The organism is Parvularculales bacterium (assembly GCA_036881865.1).
Classification (GTDB): Bacteria; Pseudomonadota; Alphaproteobacteria; order JAPOUT01; family JBAJNM01; genus JBAJNM01.
Window position 1 is genome coordinate 1 of record JBAJNM010000037.1, and the last position, 18359, is coordinate 18359.

At 48.3% G+C, this 18359-nt stretch carries 13 protein-coding genes; 8 read left to right on the top strand and 5 right to left on the bottom strand.

Annotated elements, in window-relative coordinates; all coding sequences use genetic code 11:
- Positions 1-205 precede the first annotated feature (205 nt).
- Together V6Z81_08075 and V6Z81_08080 are read right to left on the bottom strand one after the other, a co-directional pair.
- On the bottom strand, positions 206-1591 hold the full coding sequence (locus V6Z81_08075; protein ID MEG9862420.1) for a M48 family metalloprotease: 1386 nt from the start codon (positions 1589-1591) through the stop codon (positions 206-208).
- Between the two features lie 136 nt (positions 1592-1727).
- Complete coding sequence (locus V6Z81_08080) at positions 1728-3881, bottom strand: Rne/Rng family ribonuclease (protein MEG9862421.1); 2154 nt, start codon at positions 3879-3881, stop codon at positions 1728-1730.
- 815 nt (positions 3882-4696) lie between these two features.
- Between V6Z81_08080 and V6Z81_08085 the strand changes: the two genes are divergently transcribed.
- The 3 genes from V6Z81_08085 to prfB all read left to right on the top strand — a co-directional run bounded on the left by V6Z81_08085 (position 4697) and on the right by prfB (position 9866).
- Positions 4697-5974, top strand: a complete 1278-nt coding sequence (locus V6Z81_08085; protein ID MEG9862422.1) for an N-acetylmuramoyl-L-alanine amidase — start codon at positions 4697-4699, stop codon at positions 5972-5974.
- 78 nt (positions 5975-6052) lie between these two features.
- Positions 6053-8728 carry a penicillin-binding protein 1A gene (locus V6Z81_08090; GenBank protein ID MEG9862423.1) on the top strand — a complete coding sequence of 892 codons (2676 nt, stop codon included), beginning with the start codon at positions 6053-6055 and terminating at the stop codon, positions 8726-8728.
- A gap of 33 nt (positions 8729-8761) precedes the next feature.
- A protein-coding gene (prfB, locus tag V6Z81_08095) for a peptide chain release factor 2 (GenBank protein MEG9862424.1) occupies positions 8762-9866 on the top strand; the annotation gives its coding sequence in 2 pieces (ribosomal slippage) (positions 8762-8830 and positions 8832-9866; 1104 coding nt in all).
- Between the two features lie 60 nt (positions 9867-9926).
- Here prfB and V6Z81_08100 read toward each other — a convergent pair.
- The gene (locus tag V6Z81_08100) at positions 9927-11492 is read right to left on the bottom strand and encodes a M23 family metallopeptidase (protein ID MEG9862425.1); all 1566 of its coding nucleotides are present in this window, start codon (positions 11490-11492) and stop codon (positions 9927-9929) included.
- A 348-nt stretch (positions 11493-11840) separates the two neighbouring features.
- Here V6Z81_08100 and V6Z81_08105 point away from each other — a divergent pair, with 348 nt between their 5' ends.
- Complete coding sequence (locus V6Z81_08105) at positions 11841-12992, top strand: ferritin-like domain-containing protein (GenBank protein MEG9862426.1); 1152 nt, start codon at positions 11841-11843, stop codon at positions 12990-12992.
- A 29-nt stretch (positions 12993-13021) separates the two neighbouring features.
- Here the strand turns inward: V6Z81_08105 and tyrS are convergent, their stop codons facing one another.
- Positions 13022-14245: a tyrosine--tRNA ligase gene (tyrS, locus tag V6Z81_08110; protein ID MEG9862427.1), complete on the bottom strand. Its 1224-nt coding sequence runs from the start codon at positions 14243-14245 to the stop codon at positions 13022-13024.
- A 128-nt stretch (positions 14246-14373) separates the two neighbouring features.
- Here tyrS and V6Z81_08115 point away from each other — a divergent pair, with 128 nt between their 5' ends.
- Positions 14374-15576 carry an anhydro-N-acetylmuramic acid kinase gene (locus V6Z81_08115; protein ID MEG9862428.1) on the top strand — a complete coding sequence of 401 codons (1203 nt, stop codon included), beginning with the start codon at positions 14374-14376 and terminating at the stop codon, positions 15574-15576.
- 459 nt (positions 15577-16035) lie between these two features.
- Here the strand turns inward: V6Z81_08115 and V6Z81_08120 are convergent, their stop codons facing one another.
- Positions 16036-16695, bottom strand: coding sequence for an alpha/beta hydrolase (locus V6Z81_08120; protein ID MEG9862429.1), 660 nt, complete (start codon positions 16693-16695; stop codon positions 16036-16038).
- 399 nt (positions 16696-17094) lie between these two features.
- Here V6Z81_08120 and V6Z81_08125 point away from each other — a divergent pair, with 399 nt between their 5' ends.
- From V6Z81_08125 to V6Z81_08135, 3 genes are all read left to right on the top strand, one after another.
- Positions 17095-17463, top strand: a complete 369-nt coding sequence (locus tag V6Z81_08125; protein ID MEG9862430.1) for a hypothetical protein — start codon at positions 17095-17097, stop codon at positions 17461-17463.
- Between the two features lie 17 nt (positions 17464-17480).
- On the top strand, positions 17481-17621 hold the full coding sequence (locus V6Z81_08130) for a hypothetical protein (protein ID MEG9862431.1): 141 nt from the start codon (positions 17481-17483) through the stop codon (positions 17619-17621).
- 7 nt (positions 17622-17628) lie between these two features.
- A partial coding sequence (locus V6Z81_08135) for an ankyrin repeat domain-containing protein (protein MEG9862432.1) occupies positions 17629-18359 on the top strand: 731 nt, incomplete at its 3' end.

Here is an 18359-nt window from a genome sequence, read left to right on the forward strand (position 1 = left end):
ATTTCCGTATTGAATTCAGCACTTGTGTTGGCAAGTAGCGGCGGCGGAGAAACGCTGGCGGTCATGCCTGTTTCGGATGGTGTTCTTAACAGGGAAAAAGTTGAAATAACCAGCGCTATGATGGCAATAATCAAAGAAATTTGAGGATACGTCATAAAAAACTTCCTTTAGTTTTTGTTAGGGTTTTTGGGTAGAAGGTGTTGGATTATCCCTTGCCCCTTATAGTGTTGGTGCGCGCTAAAATATCGGAAGCGCGTAGCCATTGAGGTGTTCCTGGAGATAATTTTTCCTGAGCACTAATTGCGTGATGTCGGGCGGCACTGATATCACCTTCCCGGATGTAGCGCTCTGCTGTTGCTAACTCGGCCTGTCCTATTTGCCCCTTTCGTCCATAGCCCATCGCGAGCTGAAAGTATGCGGGGGTGAAGTCAGGTTCACCATGAATAGAATTCTCCAGATAGTCTATAGCTGGTGAGACGAGAGTATTATCTCCCGTTGCTAACATGACCTGCCCCAGAGCATACTCAAGCAGAGACTCATCCGGCTGAAGATCAACGGCTTTCTGGTAAGGTTCAAGGGCTTCTTGTACATGTCCGTTCTCAAATAAAATTTGCCCCTTGGTTTCATAAAACCACGGATTATTGGGTTCACGTGCAATAAGTTCCTCTATGGCTTTCAGGGATTTTTTAATCCGGCTTTCTTTGTAGGCAGCGAAAGTGCGGGCGTAAAGGGCGGGGGAGCTTTGGTCTTTTTCAGGATATCGCCGATAGGTAACTTCGGGCTTATTTGTGTAGCCGCTTAGTTTGGCCCGCACCATGTCATAGGCATGTTGGATTGAGGTGGGTGGTTTTTTATTAACATGAGGCGAGTTTTTAATACGATCTTCCAGCAATAAAACACGGTCACGGGAGAGGGGATGAGTTCGTTTGTATATATTGACTTTGCCGCTTGCGGCAGCACTATCTAGTTTGGATAAGAGAGTAAACAAACTTGCAAAGCCTTGCGGTGTTTGCCCTGCTTTATCAAGAAAGGTTACGGCAGCCTGGTCAGCGGCTGCTTCCTGTTCTCTGCTGTATGTTAAGGCACTGCGCTGCCCTATAGTAGTGCCTGCTGCAAACAGTGCTCCTCCTGCAGCTGGTGCACCCGCTATGGCGGCACCAATGCCAAGGAGTGCTGTGAGCAATACGGGTCTGCTCAGTTTATCGTAACTATTTCGGGTACGGGCTGGGTGTTTGCCCGCGATATGGGCGGTCTCGTGCGCTATAACGGCGGCTACCATGTCTACATCGGGTAGTTCTTCAAGAATACCCGTTGTCAGGATAATATCTTGCTTCTCGGTGGCAAAGGCGTTGATTGTCAGAGTGGCCTGTATATGGAGTTTGACAAACTTGGGGTTCAACTCGGCGGCTTCAAAAATCGGATTCCCTATAGAGCGAAGTAACCGCTCGGTTTCAGCATCCCGAACTGTGGTGAACGCAAGAGTAACCGAGGTATCGGCAATGCTCAAGAGTGCTGCGAGAAAAACAACCCGCATAGCCCTATAAAAGGGAAAGAGACTCTTATGGGCATGTTTAAGGGACTGAGTGCTCATAGTATGGGGTTATGTATGGGTTGTTTATAAATTCTGCTTTTGTGAAGGCGATACCATAACGTAACAAGTTAAGTATAGCATAAAGAGAGGGGTTCACGTTTTGTTCATATCCTCGGGTGCTACATACTGATGGGCATTACACAGCTTGAACCTCTACAGTAGTGTCCTTTGAGGCGAGGTTTTCCTTCTTAGTATCCTTACTGCTTGTCTCCGGGGTGTTATCTTGCCCGGAATCTGAATCAGTAGATTTTCGGTTATTGCGGCGCCCTCCTCGGCGACGGCTATGGCGTTTCGGGCTTTTGGAACCCTCCTCGCTGCCTTCATAATCAGGACTCTCTGCTGTATGATCGGAACCTTCGGAGGAGCGTTGCGTTCTTTGGGTACGAGGGGGGTTGTCCTGTTTGGCCTCTACCTCATCATCGTTTATACCATTAGCATCATCACCCTCTTCAGAAGGTAAAATGACATTATCCATGCTGATGGCAGTTTCCTGCTTCTTGGAGGAACGTTTTCCATCGCTTGTTTCAATAATAGGTTCGCGGTCAGTTATGGTGTTGTCTGCGGTCACGATAATGTTGATGTCCAGCTTTTTTTCCAGAGCATTTAACTCATAGCGTTTTTGGTTTAAGATATAAGAGGCAACATCTAAAGATGTATGAGCTGTCAGCTTTTGAACTGAAGTCTTGCTTCCCATAGATTCAAGATCGCGCAGTAATTTTATGGTGGCTGACTCAACTGAACGCACAACGCCCATTCCGTCACAAGTAGGGCAGGTCTCGGTGCTACTTTCCATAATCCCCACTCGCATTCTCTGGCGGGACATCTCAAGAAGTCCGAAGGGGCTTATGCGCCCTACCTGAATACGCGCTCGGTCGCTCCTAAGACATTCTTTAAGGCGATGCTCTACGGCGCGATTGTTTTTATTTTCCATCATGTCAATGAAATCAATGACAATCAATCCGGCAAGGTCGCGCAATCGTAGCTGGCGGGTAATTTCTGTGGCGGCTTCTAGATTAGTTTGCAGGGCGGTACGCTCAATGCTGTACTCCCGCATATCGCGACCTGAGTTTACATCAATAGAAATGAGCGCCTCTGTAGGACTGATGACCAAATAACCCCCTGATTTCAAGGGTATCGTCGGACTAAGCAACATGTCCAATTGGGATTCAATCTGGTAGCGCTGGAAAAGCGGCTTAGGCTCCTGATAGAACTGCACATTTTTGACGTGACTGGGTATCAACATTTTAACGAAATTTTTGACGTCCTTGTAGGTTTCTTCGTTTTGTACGAGGATGGAACCTATATCCTTGTTGTAAAGATCGCGGATGGTTCGTCTGATGAGGTCGCCTTCCTCATAAATGAGGGTGGGTGCGCTACTACTTAGGGTAAGAGAACGAACGTTGTTCCATAATTTGATGAGATAATTAGCGTCACGCTTGATTTCCATCTTTGTGCATTTAGCTCCTGCAGTGCGTATGATGAGCCCCATGCCTTCGGGAAGTTCTACGGCATCTGCGGCCTGTTTGAGGCGTTTTCTATCACTGAAATCAGAGATTTTACGCGATATGCCCCCGCCACGGGCCGTGTTGGGCATGAGCACACAATAGCGTCCGGCAAGAGAGAGGTAGGTGGTTAACGCTGCCCCCTTAGTGCCACGCTCTTCTTTGACCACTTGTATTAGAATAATTTGTCCGCGTTTGATGACTTCTTGAATTTTGTACCGTCGCGAAAAAGTTCGGGGCTTACGACGTTCCATTTCCTCTTCCATGACATCATCAGAGCCGGCCGTTTCAATGTCGAGGCGATTCTCGGTTATATAAGGATGATCGTTTTGCTTGGCATCGCTGGCGCTGGCGTCACCTTCTGTAGTCTCAGCATGCTCTTTAACATTATCAATGTCGCCACCATCAGCGTCGCCATAAGGTTTGTCACACTCACCTTCTTTAAGGTTGTCATCATCCTTAATCGTTAGAGGGAGGAAACTATCTTCCGCCTCGGTGTCTTCTTCTCTCTGTGCTTGCAACAGAGCCTTACGATCAGCAATGGGAATTTGATAATAATCTGGATGTATTTCGCTAAACGCTAGAAACCCACGCCGATTGCCGCCATACTCAACAAAGGCTGCCTGAAGTGAAGGTTCCACACGGGCGATCTTCGCTAGATATATGTTACCTCTTAGAGGCTTTTTAGTAGCGGACTCAAAATCAAATTCTTCAATTCGCCTGCCATTCAAAACTACAACTCGGGTCTCCTCCGGGTGGCCCGCATCTATAAGCATTTTCTTTACCATTTTTTAAATCTCCATAGCGCCTGCTCATGAGTCCACTGGATATACTGGTGGCGTACCTTATCCCATGGGAAGCGCTCTTGTTCTTGATCCATTGCTCAGCAAACGTACACCCCATAGCAGGGGGGCTTGTCCTATTTTGTAAGGATTCCCCTTGCAAGGGGAAAAGACAGGATGCAGACAGAATCATAATATCATGTTTCATGCTATTATTTGCTCATTCTTTCCAGTATTCACTTTTACTACCCATCATCGGGTTAATCCCAACATCTGATCTTATGCTCATCGTCTGGAAAGCGACGAAGGAGCATTTCGGGCACAATGAGACGCCAATCTCTTATCAGGATGTTTTGCGTGTAAAGCAGAGCGCATACCCCAAATCCAAATTTGCCCCAGATTATTTGCCAAGCCTGAGGGAGCTCACCCCTAGAGGATATTCCCTAGAAGCGACTATATGGCCTGATGCACCTTCTTGATGGCAACATACGTCAAAAAACACCAATCTCATCATAGCAACAATCTCTCAGGATAGCAAGATAAGTCAGGGGGTAGGGAATTTGCTTTTCTGACGTTTTGCTTGGATTTGTGGCTGATGGGGTTATTTGATGAGAGAAAATCTAGTTTTTTGGAGGCTGTGGAAAACTATGAGGGAATCCTGTTAATATAGAGTGCAACCGATTCGTTTTATCAAACTAGGTAAACAATAAACATTAAGAATTTTTCTTAATGCACTTAAATCTATAGGCTTTTTTATTGTTTTTTTGACAGCAATCAAAGACCTCTCCTAATAAGGGTAAAAAAGTATAGGGGTACACGGAGTGAAAGATAAAAACCATATGGTTATGGCAATGTCTGGGTTTTTCTGCTTGTGCCTGATGGGGTTCTTTTCCTCTGCAGCGGCAGAAGCCCCAACACTAAAAGATGTTCGGATTGGCGTACATGATGTGGTGACCCGCTTTGTAGTGGAGTTTGATGGGAAGGGGCGAATCCCCTGGACATTGTTCACGCTAGCAGACCCCTATCGGGTCGTGATTGACTTCCCGGAGGGGGAGCGGCGTATTTCCTCTCACAACAAAGGGGGAGGCCTTATAAAACGCTATCGTCATGGTATATTTCGCGCGGGGTCTATGCGTCTGGTGTTAGATACCAACGGTCCTGTTCAGATAGCGGAAACCCTTACACTGCCGGCAAGTGATACCCATGGGGTTCGTCTGGTGGTGGATTTAGCGGCGGGAAGCAAAGAAGATTTTTTGGCCACAGCAGGATGGCCCGTTCTATCGTCCGGTGGGGAAATAATGCGCTCTTCAGGGCACGGGTTCACTCAATCTTCCCTTCAAATTACTAATAAGGTGGCGCAAAACTCTGGGCAAAAAACAGGCAGGATTATTGTCCCTCAACCGGCACAGCGGATTACAATCGTGATTGATGCGGGACATGGCGGCAGTGATCCGGGCGCTATTGGGCTATCGGGAACGCCAGAAAAGAAAATTACTCTGGCATTTGCTCGGGAACTCGCACGGCAACTTCACGATCAGGGCCCATATTCCGTGGTCATGACGCGGGTGTCAGACAAAAATATCTCCCTTCAGGATAGGGTAGAAATTGCGCGCCGTTCACAAGCTGATTTGATGGTCTCCATCCATGCTGATGCCCTTAAAATAAAATCCATCAGAGGGATGTCCGTTTATACCCTTTCCGAGCGGGCTTCAGATAAACACGCCGCTGATCTCGCCGCTAGAGAAAACGGCGGTGGTATCATTGCGGGTCAGGACTTAAGCGATGAAGCACCTGAAGTGCGCAATATACTCATTGATCTGGTGCAGCGGGATACAAAAAACATGTCTATCCGTTTTGCTCAAGGGCTTTTGTCAAAAACCTCTAATTTTGTCCGTCTTCTACCGCGGAGCCACCGCTATGCAGGGTTTTATGTCCTCAAGGCTCCCGATGTGCCCTCTGTTCTGGTGGAGTTGGGATTTTTAACCAACCACGCAGATGAAGAAAGATTATTGTCGCCCCGTTGGCGGCGTCAGGTAGCCTCCCGGTTTGTTGAGGCGGTAGATGCCTATTTTGCAAAACAAGATTACCGGACTTACTAGGTGGTAGTGTCTTGATAGGGTTCCCGTCAGCTATTTAACTTGAGGTATTATGCATTATTACTGTATTATGAAGCGATTGTGAGAAAGTTTAAATTATTTCTGCTTGGGGCTAGCACTACGCTTTTGTCGGTTGTGGTGGTGGGCAGTTTTCTTTTGTTTCCACCTCTGTGGCGGCTACAGGCAGAACTACCTGATTACCGACATTTAGCGAATTATACACCGTCTGTTTCATCTCGTATTCATGCTGGCGATGGAAGTCTTATCGGGGAATATGCTACGGAGCACAGATTGTTTGTGCCTATTGAGGCCATCCCCAAACGCGTTATTCAAGCGTTTTTGGCAACCGAAGATCAAAGATTTTATTTTCATTCGGGCATTGATTTTATGGGACTTGTACGCGCAACTTTTAACAATATTTTCAATGTGATACAGGAGCGGCGTCTGGAAGGAGCCTCTACTATCACTCAGCAGGTGGCCAAGAACTTCCTGTTAAGCAATGAAGTAACCATAGAGCGCAAAGTGCGCGAAATGATGCTTGCCTATCGGTTAGAGCAGGCCTTTAGCAAAGATGAAATTCTGGAACTCTACCTCAATGAGATATATTTGGGCATAGGAGGCTATGGTGTTGCAGCAGCAGCCTTAAATTATTTTAATAAATCCCTAGATGACCTCACCATTGAAGAGACTGCCTATCTTGCAGCTCTCCCCAAAGCACCTAATAATTACCACCCCGTTTATAAACCACAAGCGGCTTTGGGGCGGCGTAATTGGGTTATCAAACGTATGGTTGAAGAGGGTTATATCAGCGAGCAGAAGGCACAGGAGGTCAGTCAAATTCCATTAAAAGTGACTCTAAGAGCAGCGGGTGTTCAGGTCAAAGGCGCAGAATATTTCGTTGAAGAAGTGCGTCGCGAACTACTACGCTACTACGGTGAGGATGATCTATACGAGGGGGGGCTTTCAGTTCGAACAACTCTTGATGTATCCACTCAACTGATGGCCCGCCGCGCTCTGCGGGATGGGTTGGTGGATTATGACCGTCGCCATGGTTGGCGGGGGCCTCTCATGCAGTTAGAGAGTAAGCGGGGGGTCATAGTACTTGATGATTGGGCTATGAATCTGGCACATGCTGATTTAACACCGCCGATAGGAAAGTGGCGTGTTGCAGTGGTGCTGGATGTTTCCGACAATTTGGCTTTGATAGGGCTTCAGAATGGCAAGGAAGACTCAATAGATATTGTGGAGCGGGGCCTTGTTCCTTTTAGTAGCTCTAAATGGGCACGGAGAGTTCAGCGTGAAGTGAAGGACGAGATAACGGGGGAGATAACAATTCAAAATGCTGGTGATGCTCCCTCATCCATGAAAGATGTTCTCACTATTGGAGATGTTATATTTGTGGAGCCCAAAGAGCACTCCAATGAGTTTGGTGCGGGGTCAGGATTAACTCCGCTAGGCCTCTATAGTTTACGGCAAGAGCCTCTGGTCAATGGTGCTATTCTTGTGATGGACCTCTTTACAGGACGGGTGCTGGCTATGGAAGGCGGATTTAGCTATGAACGCAGTGAGTTTAACCGTGCTACACAAGCATGGCGACAGTCTGGCTCGGCATTCAAGCCTTTTGTGTACGCAGCCGCTCTTGATAATGGTTATACGCCCGTCAGTATTGTTTTAGATGCTCCTTTTGTTATTGATCAAGGGGCAGGATTGGGTTTTTGGAAGCCCCATAATTATGGAGATAAGTTTTATGGTCCCTCAACCCTGCGTACGGGAATAGAGAAATCGCGCAATGTTATGACGGTGCGTCTTGTTCAGGAGATGGGTATGGAGCCTGTGGTCGATTATGCGCAAAGGTTTGGCGTTATGGACCGGGCCATGCCATTACTCTCAACGGCGTTGGGGGCGGGGGAAACGACATTGCTGCGGTTGACAGCAGCTTATGGAGTAATAGCCAACGGAGGGCGAAAAATAACACCTGTTCTTATTGACCGTATTCAAGATCGCCGGGGGCAGTCAATTTATACGAGTGGATATCGGGAGTGTCTTGATTGCAACCCGCCCGTATGGAAAAGCCAGCCGGAGCCTGTGGTAATTAACAGCCATCGTCAAGTCATTAGTCCGCAAACAGCTTACCAGATTACATCTATGCTAGAGGGCGTCATTGAGCGCGGCACAGCACAACGCGTACGGGATTTGGGTGTACCTCTGGCCGGCAAAACCGGTACGACTAATGAAGAGCGCGATGCGTGGTTTGTTGGTTTTTCGCCCAATGTAGTTGTTGGTATTTTTGTGGGCTATGATAAACCGACGCCCCTTGGCGATGGAGAGACAGGCTCACGGGTTGCTGCACCTATTTTCAGGGATTTTATGAAATCATTTTTAGCCGACAAGAAAGCCATTCCGTTTCGGATACCGCCTATGGTGGATTTGATCCGCGTTGATGCCCGAACAGGTAAACTGGCGAGGCCTAGTGACACAGATGTTATTCTGGAATCTTTCAAAAAGGGGGACAGTCCAACGGTAGCCGGTAATAATCAATTTTATAACGAAGCTTTCGGTGAGGTTCCTAGTGAGACCAGACGTCGTTATCGCGCAGAGTTCTTTTCCCCTGAAACACGGGCGGTTAATAAAGAAGACAATGATTCGTCCGATGATCCTGAGTTTTCGGTAGAGTCGCAACTCACGAAGCAACTGCCTACGCTACCTATACTAATTCCCTCCGAGGAGGGAGGTACTTTTAGTGATGATCTTTACTAGATATAAGTTAAAGCCTAATCGGGTATTTACCTAATGCGTGCAGAAACCCAAACTCTTATAGATAGTATCAGGCGCTCATTGAACTTGTTGCGGAGGCATCTTTAACTGGGATCAGGCTCTGGAGCAGCTTGATGATCTCAATGAAAAAGTAGAAGACCCTTCGTTGTGGGATAATCCTGATGAGGCACGAATGCTGATGCAAGAGCGCATGGTGTTGGAGCAGGCTATTGGGATCTGTCACCGCATGGAATCTGAGTTGCAGGATAATGTCACGCTAATTGAGATGGGCGAGCAGGAGGGTGATGAGCAGGTTGTTGGCGAGGCGGAAAATGCACTGGAACTGTTGCGGGATGAGGCAGCGAGCAGGGAAGTAGAGACTTTATTATCTGGTGATGCTGATGCCAATGATGCCTATCTTGAGGTTCATGCGGGGGCGGGTGGCACAGAAAGTCAAGATTGGGCGGCTATATTGCTACGCATGTATATGCGTTGGGCGGATATAAAAAAATACAAAGCCGAAACCATAGGAGAATTACCGGGAGAGGAAGCAGGTATCAAATCGGCTACAGTTCTCATGAAGGGGCATAATGCCTATGGGTGGCTTAAAACAGAATCAGGGGTTCACCGGTTGGTTCGCATATCGCCGTTTGATGCAAATGCCCGCCGCCATACGAGTTTTGCCAGTGTCTGGGTTTATCCTGTTGTAGATGAAAGCATTACGGTAGAGGTTTCTGAAAACGATGTGCGTATTGATACGTATCGGGCGAGTGGTGCAGGAGGACAACATGTGAACACAACAGATAGTGCTGTTCGTATTACCCATTTGCCAACTGGTGTTGTTGTGCAATGCCAAAACGAACGCTCTCAGCATAAAAACAGGGCAACGGCGTGGTCTATGTTGCGTGCGCGTCTTTATGAGGCAGAATTAAGAGCGCGACAAGAAGAAGTGCAAGAGAAGCAAGAGGCTAAGACTGCTATTGGCTGGGGGCATCAGATACGCTCTTATGTGTTGCACCCATACCAGATGGTTAAGGATGTGCGCACTGGGCTTGAAGACCCCAACCCTACGGCTGTTCTGGACGGTAAACTAGATCAATTTATGGTTGCTGTTCTGGCTGGTGGCAATAGCAAAAATTGACAGAATGGTAAAATGCCGTGGAGGCTTGAAGGATTATCAAACGTATAAGTATATAAATCCCTAATTATTTGCCAGGGAAATATCATCCAGAGGAACATCATGATATCCCGTTAGAAGAAAGTCCCATGGGTCGTAGGGTTTGTTATGATGCCGGATTTCATAGTGCAGGTGAGGGCCAGTGCTTCGGCCGGAAGAACCGGAAAGTCCTATGACGTCATGTATATTGACAACGTCACCCCGCTTGACTTTTATGGCCTCAAGGTGGCCGTAGCGGGTGGATAGGCTGCCTCCATGGTCAATCTGAACGGTCAGTCCGTAATGTCCCCACACACTGGCCCGTACAACGCGTCCAGGGGCTGTAGCCATAACCGGTTCACCATATTCTGTCCTGAAATCAATACCATTGTGCATAGCCGGACGTCTGGTAAAGGGGTCTTTGCGTATGCCGAAGTGGCTGGTTATGCGGGGATTTCTCTTTCTATCTAACGGCATGGCTAGAGGCAGTTTTCCTAGATACTCCTGAAGTGTCGTTAGGTATTGCATATGGTGGGTCAGGCGGTGAATCTGCCGTTCTCGCATGCCTTCATGGAGTTTGGCAGAGTCGACCTGAGGAGAGAGACTGCTTCCCGGCACGGGAATATAAAGCCCACCGGTAGCGCCCTCTCGGGCCAGAGGCGTGAACAGTCCTACGAGCTGCGTTGTGCCACTTGTTTCTCTAACGGGCATACCCGTTGACCGGATAACAGTTTCTAGTTTGTAGATTTCGTTTTCCAACCATTCTTCCAGAGCTCCGGCAATGGCCGCTTGTTTAGTGTGGAGGAGATCAATATGGGCAGATGCTGATGACTGAAACTCTTGTCGGTTCCATAATTCCGCTATCATCAACCGATCAGTTTCTATGCCAAATAAGGACTCTGTGGGGGAGGAGGTTGGGCTGTTGTTGTGATGCGTTATCTGGGGCCTCTCTTTATGAGAGTTTGCGGATTTTGAAAGGAGAAATTGAGAAAAGGTACGGGAGTGCAGAGGAGGGGTGGTAATTTTCTCCAAAGATATCAGCAGACGGTTGCTGTCGTCCGTTGTCCGGTAAAGCGTGGTGGAGGGATGAGGACGGAAATCTCCTTCTGCTGTTTGCCTTGCAGGTGGTGTCTCAAAACTTTCTTCAATAATGCTTCCATCAACAATAGAGTAAAGTCGCTCTTGGCGGTTGTGAAGTGACAAGGTTACATCAACAACGTCAACCTGAATCTCAGAGAGCATGATGCTCAGTTCTTCTTGAGATGTCTGATAGGTAGTCAGTTTTTCTTCGTAATCGGCAATGATTCGTTGGGTTTCTTCCTCTTTGTTTGCAATGATAGTAGCGTTGAAATAGACGATTGTAGAACTATACAGAAGCCAGCCCGCCAGCATAAACAGGGTTGCTATCAAAGCAATTTGTTGAGAGGTTGTGAGGCGCAACAGATATTGCTGCTGTGCACCGGTATTTGAGACAATATGTCGTAGGGGAAAGAATCCTATAAATTGCTGGTAGGCCTCTCGTACTCGACTCAAGGGCACAAGCACAAATATCCGATAGCACACTAAGAGATATTGGTAGATTACGTCCCAATATCTGCGAAGAGCCGACATGCTGTGTAGTCTCCCTATGACAACTGCAAAAAAAGATAGTTCTCAAGTTTGGCCTTAAGTCCCAACGCTTTATAGAGGGATGGGCGGGCGACTTCAAGCCTTTGTTGGTAAGGAGGCATTAACATTTTATGGGGAAAAATATGTTTTTATTATATTTCAATTAAATAAATCCCTTATTTAAGATAGACACAAATCATGTGAGGGCGTTTGATCTTGAGTGTAGAGCTTTAATATAGACCTAATCTGGGGATTAGTAGGTGGTATAAAATTTTGTTATACGGATATGATAGTGTGCTACCATGGGAAAAGAGTCTCATAGGAGAGACTGGAGAGATACAGGAGAACCCAATGTCAAATAACCAGATGTCAGGTAATCAGAGGGCCATGACCATTGATCCGGCGTATGATGCCGTAGCTCCCGATGACTTTCAGGCTATGATAGAGGTTGACCGTTATGGTCAGCGCTCCTCGGTTTTTGACAAAATTATCTCGGCTACCCATGACCATTTCTGGGATCCTCTGGACGAGAGTTATATTGATTTCACCCGGCCTTTTGACATGAAAAATGAACCTCTGATGCCGGGGCGCTACGTTGCGGAGTTGCGTACAGCAGTAGCAGATAAGCTTGATGAGGGGCAGAAGGTGGCTTTTATTAATGAGGCTGTGCGCTGGAGTCTATCGTCTATTCTTCATGGTGAGCAAGGGGCGTTATCTCTTTCAGCAAGCCTGTGTCATATTCTAAGAGATCCGGGCGCTCAGGAATATGCGGCCAACCAGACTCGTGAAGAAGCGCGGCATGTAACAGGTTTTTCTCGCTACATTCAGGCTCGTTGGGGTAAGCCAACACCTGTGGGCACACGTCTTGGCCTTTTACTGGATGATATTGTGAACTCTCCGCTGGTTTGGAAGAAACTGGTGGGCATGCAGATGATCTTAGAAGGCTTAGCCATGGGTTCGTTTGCACAATTCTACAATCATACCAATGATCCCTTGTTGAAGCGTTTGATGCAGTTGGTAATGACGGATGAAGCTTTTCACCACAAGTTTGGCAAAATCTGGGCTGACCGGACTGTTCCGCACTTGCAGGAAGTAGAACATAATTTGGTGGAAGATTGGGCGTTGGAGGTCTTTATGGATCTGTTGCGCAATGGGCTGGATCCAGAGCAAAGGCAAGGCTTATATGCACAATTTGGCTTGGATTGGCAGTGGGTGCGTGGTGCTTTGATGGAGGCCATGACAGATAAAACTGTGCGGACCACAATGTCTAAGGAGACAAGTATTTTCCGTACACTGATAAAAACCCTTGTGAAGGCGGGCATTATAACGGAACGGACGGCTCCTCACTATGCAGCCTATGTAGACGTGGAAGAGTTGCATAATGAGAGCGACCGCATGATTGGCGATTCAATCGCTGAAGAGGGAATAAAGTATCTTCGTGAGATTAATGGTGCTGACGGTGAAAAGGCACTATTTGCTATGACCGGAACGGCGGGTGAATAGTCCCTAAACCGGATAATCGAAAAAACCGTTTAATCCACGACTTTAATAAGGGCGTGGCGTTTCTTGCCCACGGAAAGTTTAATAATATCCTTTATGGATAAATCACTCATGTATAGCCGGGCAGCCTCGTCTTCAATGAGGGTGTTGTTAACCCGTACCGCTTTGTTGCGAATGTGGCGACGGGCTTCACTGTTGGAGGCGGCTAGCTCAGCATAGCGGCACGCCTCTTGAAGACCTAGGCCCTGCTCTAGGATTGCTTTGGAAACCCGATAGGTGGGCAGAGCGTCATCTGGCGCATTATTTTCAAAAACGGAATGAGCCGCCTGAGCAGCTTGCTCAGCAGCTTCATCCCCGTGAGCTAGACGGGTGGCTTCTGTGGCCAGAATCTTTTTGGCCTCGTTAACCTCATGGCCTTGCAGCATGCCAAGTCGGTCAATCTCCGCAGGAGGCAAATCAGTGAACAAACGCAGGAAGCGAATGACATCGCTATCGTCCGTATTGCGCCAGAACTGCCAATAATCATAAGATGAGAGGTCCACTTCGTTCAACCACACTGCCCCTTTTTCTGTTTTTCCCATTTTTGTTCCAGAAGCCGTGGTGAGTAAAGGGGTTGTAAGAGCAAAGAGATTAACACCATTTACGCGGCGGCTTAATTCAATCCCATTGATGATATTACCCCATTGGTCACTACCCCCCATCTGGAGAACACAATTATACCGCTGGTTGAGCTCCAGAAAATCATAAGCCTGAATCACCATATAGTTAAACTCTATAAAACTAAGCGATTGATCACGCTCGAGGCGCAATTTGACCGAGTCAAATGTAAGCATTCGGTTTACAGAAAAATGACGGCCATACTCACAGAGAAAATCAATGTAGTTGAGTTCCCTCAACCAGAGATCATTATTGATAATCAAGGCATCGGTAGGACCATCGCCGATATTCAAAAAGCGGCTGAACACCTGCGATATGCCTTCAATGTTGATGTTGATTTCTTCGTCCGTCAAAATGCGGCGGTTTTTGTCCGTACCGGACGGGTCTCCAATTCGGGTTGTGCCTCCGCCAATAACAATAATGGGCTTGTGCCCGCTCTGCTGAAGTTTGCGGAGCACCATAATACCCAGTAGGTTGCCCACATGGAGCGATGGGGCGGTGCAATCAAAGCCGATATAAGCCGTAAGGGAGCCTTGAGCGGCAACGGCATCCAACGCCTGCTCGTCGGAGCATTGATGGATAAATCCGCGTTCACTCATGACGTGCATAAAATCGGATCGAAAGCCGGACATAGATCAAAAATGATAGATAACAGTGATGAATAACAATGCCAAAATAATTGTTCCCTTCATTCTATCATGAGCTACAGGGAGTTTCACGGAGAAAAATGAATAATCGATCTCCTGATAATAGATTTTTGATTTCCCCAGAAGTGCTGTCATCTGTCCTTCGACCTCCCTTGGCTGGGCAGATGACAGCACTTGGCTTGATGAGTGGTACGTCTCTTGATGGGATTGATGTCGCATTGCTTACCACCGATGGCGGCAGGATATTGCACCACGGTCCTGCCATGATGGTGTCTTATGAGGAAGAGAAGCGGGCATTGTTACAGGCGGCCCTGGAGGCGGCGACCCACTGGTCGCCGGAGACGCCCCTGCCTGAAACATTGGTTGAGGCTGAGCGGGTGATAACTCATGCGCATAAGTGCGCTGTAGATGAGTTTATAGAGACTCATGGAATATCACGGGAGACAATTGACCTCATAGGGTTTCACGGGCAAACAGTGCTGCATCAGCCCGGGAGGCAACGCACGGTGCAGTTAGGGCAGGGGGATCGGCTCGCCTGTGAGACAGGTATTGATGTTATTAATGATTTTCGTAGTGCTGATGTAGCCGTTGGAGGCCAAGGTGCACCTTTAGCATCGCTTTATCATATGGCCATGGCCGTATCCATGGATATGGAAACGCCTCTTGCCGTTGTTAATATTGGTGGGATTGCCAATGTGACGTTTATTGATATCCGTAATCCCTCAGAGGCTTATCTGCTGGCGTGTGATACGGGGCCAGGTAATGGTTTGTTGAATGATTGGATTGGTCGGCATTTAGGGTTACCTCATGATCAGGAGGGGCGGTTGGCGTTAGCCGGAACAGTTGACGAGTTGGCTCTTGCTCGGTTTATGGCGTTAGATTTTTTTAGTGAAGTGCCACCGAAGTCTTTGGACAGATTACATTTTGATTTAGGCGCGGTAGGGCATTTGAATGTTGCCGATGGCGCGGCCACCTTGACGGCTTTTACGGCTACAGCCATCGCGCGGGTGGTGGAGCATTTACCGGAAGCGCCTGTACGCTGGATTATTTGTGGAGGGGGACGGCATAATCCGGCCCTGATGGCCGCTCTCTCGCGTTGTTTATCTGGCACAGTAGAGCCCGCAGAGGCCATTGGTTGGCGTGGTGATAGTTTGGAGGCTGAAGCGTTTGCCTGGTTAGCAGTGCGCAGTGCGCAAGGGTTAGCGTTGAGCGTGCCCGGAACAACAGGCGCACCACAGCCAGTTTGTGGCGGACAACGCCATCTGGCCAAGGGCAATTCCTAAAACAAGAATTATCCGTAAAATACGGGAAAAATACGGGAAAAGTGTTGACACAATGGACAACTAAAACGGAGGGCAAATCCGCTATTGTCCAATTCACAGCATCACCCTATATGGGGGGTTTGGGAGGTTTTTGAGGGGAGGCCTATGGGGTGCCTTTGAGGGGGGTCTATGGGGAGGTTTTTGAGGGGAGGCCTATGGGGTGGTGTTGGACGGGGAGGTTTTTTAGTGAGGGTTTCTGATGGGGAATTTTTGATGGGGTGTCGGATAAAGGAGTGCGTCGGGCTTTCTACTATGCCTGAAGGTATTTTCCACTATTGTATATAATTACCTTACCTTTTTGATGAGTGGTTATGGGGTCGGCTATAGTAGCGTGCTTTTAATAGAGGAATTTTAATAGCGCACTAAATAATAGAGGGATTTTAATAGAGGGTTTTGAGAGGGGGTGCCTTTGATGGGGGGTTAGGCGGCTTCTGTTTCTTCAATCATCAGATTATCATCAAGATATTTGCTGACAGTTTTAGCAAGGGAGTCTATGTGGTTATCAAAGAAATGATTGGCTCCCCGGATGAGTTTATGGCTGATCTCAATGTTTTTTTGATTTCTGAGATGGTTGACCATGTTTTCCATATCTTCCTGAGGCACAACCTGGTCACTGCTTCCATGAAGAACAAGCCCTGATGAGGGGCATGGTGCAAGAAAACTAAAATCATACATGTTGACGGGCGGTGCTATGGAAATGAAGCTTGCGATTTCAGGCCGCCGCATCAGGAGCTGCATACCAATCCAGGCTCCAAAAGAAAACCCTGCCACCCAGCATTGCGGGCTCTCCAGATTATTGTCCTGAAGCCAGTCAAGAGCGGTCGTGGCGTCCGATAATTCTCCGGCTCCTGAGTCATGTTCTCCCTGACTACGGCCTACTCCCCTAAAATTAAACCGCAAGACGGAAAATCCACGCTCCACGAAGAGGTGAAAAAGCTGCCGAACAACAAGATTGTTCATGGTGCCCCCAAACTGAGGGTGGGGGTGCAGAATAAGGGCCGTTGGCGTATGTTTTGGTCCGCCATGGTGGTAGTGGCCTTCCAGACGGCCTACGGGGCCGTTAAATGTTATGTCGGTCATGTTTTTTGTTTGCACGGGTTTCTTTCTAGAATGGTTGGTTTTTTATTTGAAAATAATGTTAAAAAGGGTGGACTTTTTCTGATTTTTGATTAAATAACAAAGTGGAGCACTCGGGTAATGTGCGGTGACGATAGAGACAGGCAAAGAAGGACGGAAATCCTCAAATAATCAAGGCGGAAGCCAATCAAGACAACCAGCCGGGAGAAAAGATAAATTATTCGAGAATTTCTGCGCTTTTTTGGTCCACGCTCACCCTGACTTACCTGATATTACGCCCCACCCAACGGCAGGCCCATTCTAACACAACAGAAGCCGGGCGGTAAACGCATTTTTAACGTCTTCTTAACGATTAGCCCAAAACGGGCAAAAAAGGAGTGATGAGGAAATAATGTTAATGAAATGTTCCGACGGTCACCGATGAAGCTGACAACCAAAGGACGCTATGCGGTGATGGCCATGGCGGGTCTGGCCAGCCATAGCACTCACCATGAAGGCAACCATAATGCCGGGCATGGAGAGACTATGGCCATTCCGCTCAGCGATATTGCCGGGTGTCAGGGTATTTACCTGCCTTATCCGGAGCAGATTATGGCAGGTTGCGCCGGGCAGGATTTGTCACCGCCAGCCGGGGACCGGGCAGAGGATCTTCGCCGGGGGACCGGTGGGCTGCACACAGGCAAAAACGGAGGCCGAAGTTGTCTGTCGGCAGGGTTCGGCCGATATATGGGTGCAAGCCATTTAAATATGGTTTGCGACCACCGCTACTAACAAGAAGTGAGTTTTATATGACAGGCAAAGACCGTTCTCAAAAAAGCCGGAGCTATCAGCCAAACACGAAGAAGCTGAAAGAGGAGGTTGCGATCCCTACCCCGCCGGAGAGGCTGGCGGTAGCCTCTGCCCATCAGGTCGAGGTTATAGAGGAGTGATGAGGATATGAAAGCAAAAGCCAGCGTCATACTGAGCGCTTTGTTTTTACCGATCGTCTTATCCGGGACTTTGGCGGCACAGGACAATTCGTTGCCGAACCGGGAGTTTTGGGTGACAGCCACGGTGAAGGATGCAGAATCTGCTCTTAAACGTGGAGCATATATCAACGCCCGCACAGAGGATGGAAGTACGGCCCTGCATTGGGCCTCGGCCGGGAACCAGATACCAGAAGTCGTGAAGTTCTTGCTGGGTCACGGAGCCGACATAGAGGCCCGCGATGAGGTGGGAGAAACGCCCCTGCATTGGGCTGTGTCAACGAATGAAATGCCGGAGATGATAGAGGTGTTGCTGGCTCACGGAGCCAATATAGAGAACCGCAATGAGGGTGGAAGAACGCCCCTGCACAGCGCGGCGCTGAGTAGCAAAGCACCGGCAGTTGTGAAAGTGTTACTGGATCATGGGGCCGATATAGAGGCCAAAGATGTGTCCGGAGCAACGCCCTTGCATTGGGCGGCGGCCGGGAGCGAAACACCCTCGGTGGTAGAGTTTTTGCTGGACCGGGGAGCTGATATGGAGGCCAGAGGCAGGGGCGAGGTAACGCCCCTGCATGTAGCAGCGCTTGCCAGCAAGACACCGGGGGTGGTGGAAGTGCTGCTGGATCGCGGGGCCGATGGTGCGGCACGGGACAAGGTTGAGAAAATACCGTTTGACTATGCGAGGGACAATGAGTCTCTCAG

What these genes read in the sequence shown, in the direction of transcription:
- tyrS (MEG9862427.1), bottom strand. Translation starts at nt 14,245, where the DNA reads ATGAGTGAACGCGGATTTATCCATCAATGCTCCGACGAGCAGGCGTTG.
- V6Z81_08100 (MEG9862425.1), bottom strand. Translation starts at nt 11,492, where the DNA reads ATGTCGGCTCTTCGCAGATATTGGGACGTAATCTACCAATATCTCTTA.
- V6Z81_08125 (MEG9862430.1), top strand. Translation starts at nt 17,095, where the DNA reads ATGTTCCGACGGTCACCGATGAAGCTGACAACCAAAGGACGCTATGCG.
- V6Z81_08075 (MEG9862420.1), bottom strand. Translation starts at nt 1,591, where the DNA reads ATGAGCACTCAGTCCCTTAAACATGCCCATAAGAGTCTCTTTCCCTTT.
- V6Z81_08130 (MEG9862431.1), top strand. Translation starts at nt 17,481, where the DNA reads ATGACAGGCAAAGACCGTTCTCAAAAAAGCCGGAGCTATCAGCCAAAC.
- V6Z81_08080 (MEG9862421.1), bottom strand. Translation starts at nt 3,881, where the DNA reads ATGGTAAAGAAAATGCTTATAGATGCGGGCCACCCGGAGGAGACCCGA.
- V6Z81_08115 (MEG9862428.1), top strand. Translation starts at nt 14,374, where the DNA reads ATGAATAATCGATCTCCTGATAATAGATTTTTGATTTCCCCAGAAGTG.
- V6Z81_08105 (MEG9862426.1), top strand. Translation starts at nt 11,841, where the DNA reads ATGTCAAATAACCAGATGTCAGGTAATCAGAGGGCCATGACCATTGAT.
- V6Z81_08120 (MEG9862429.1), bottom strand. Translation starts at nt 16,695, where the DNA reads ATGACCGACATAACATTTAACGGCCCCGTAGGCCGTCTGGAAGGCCAC.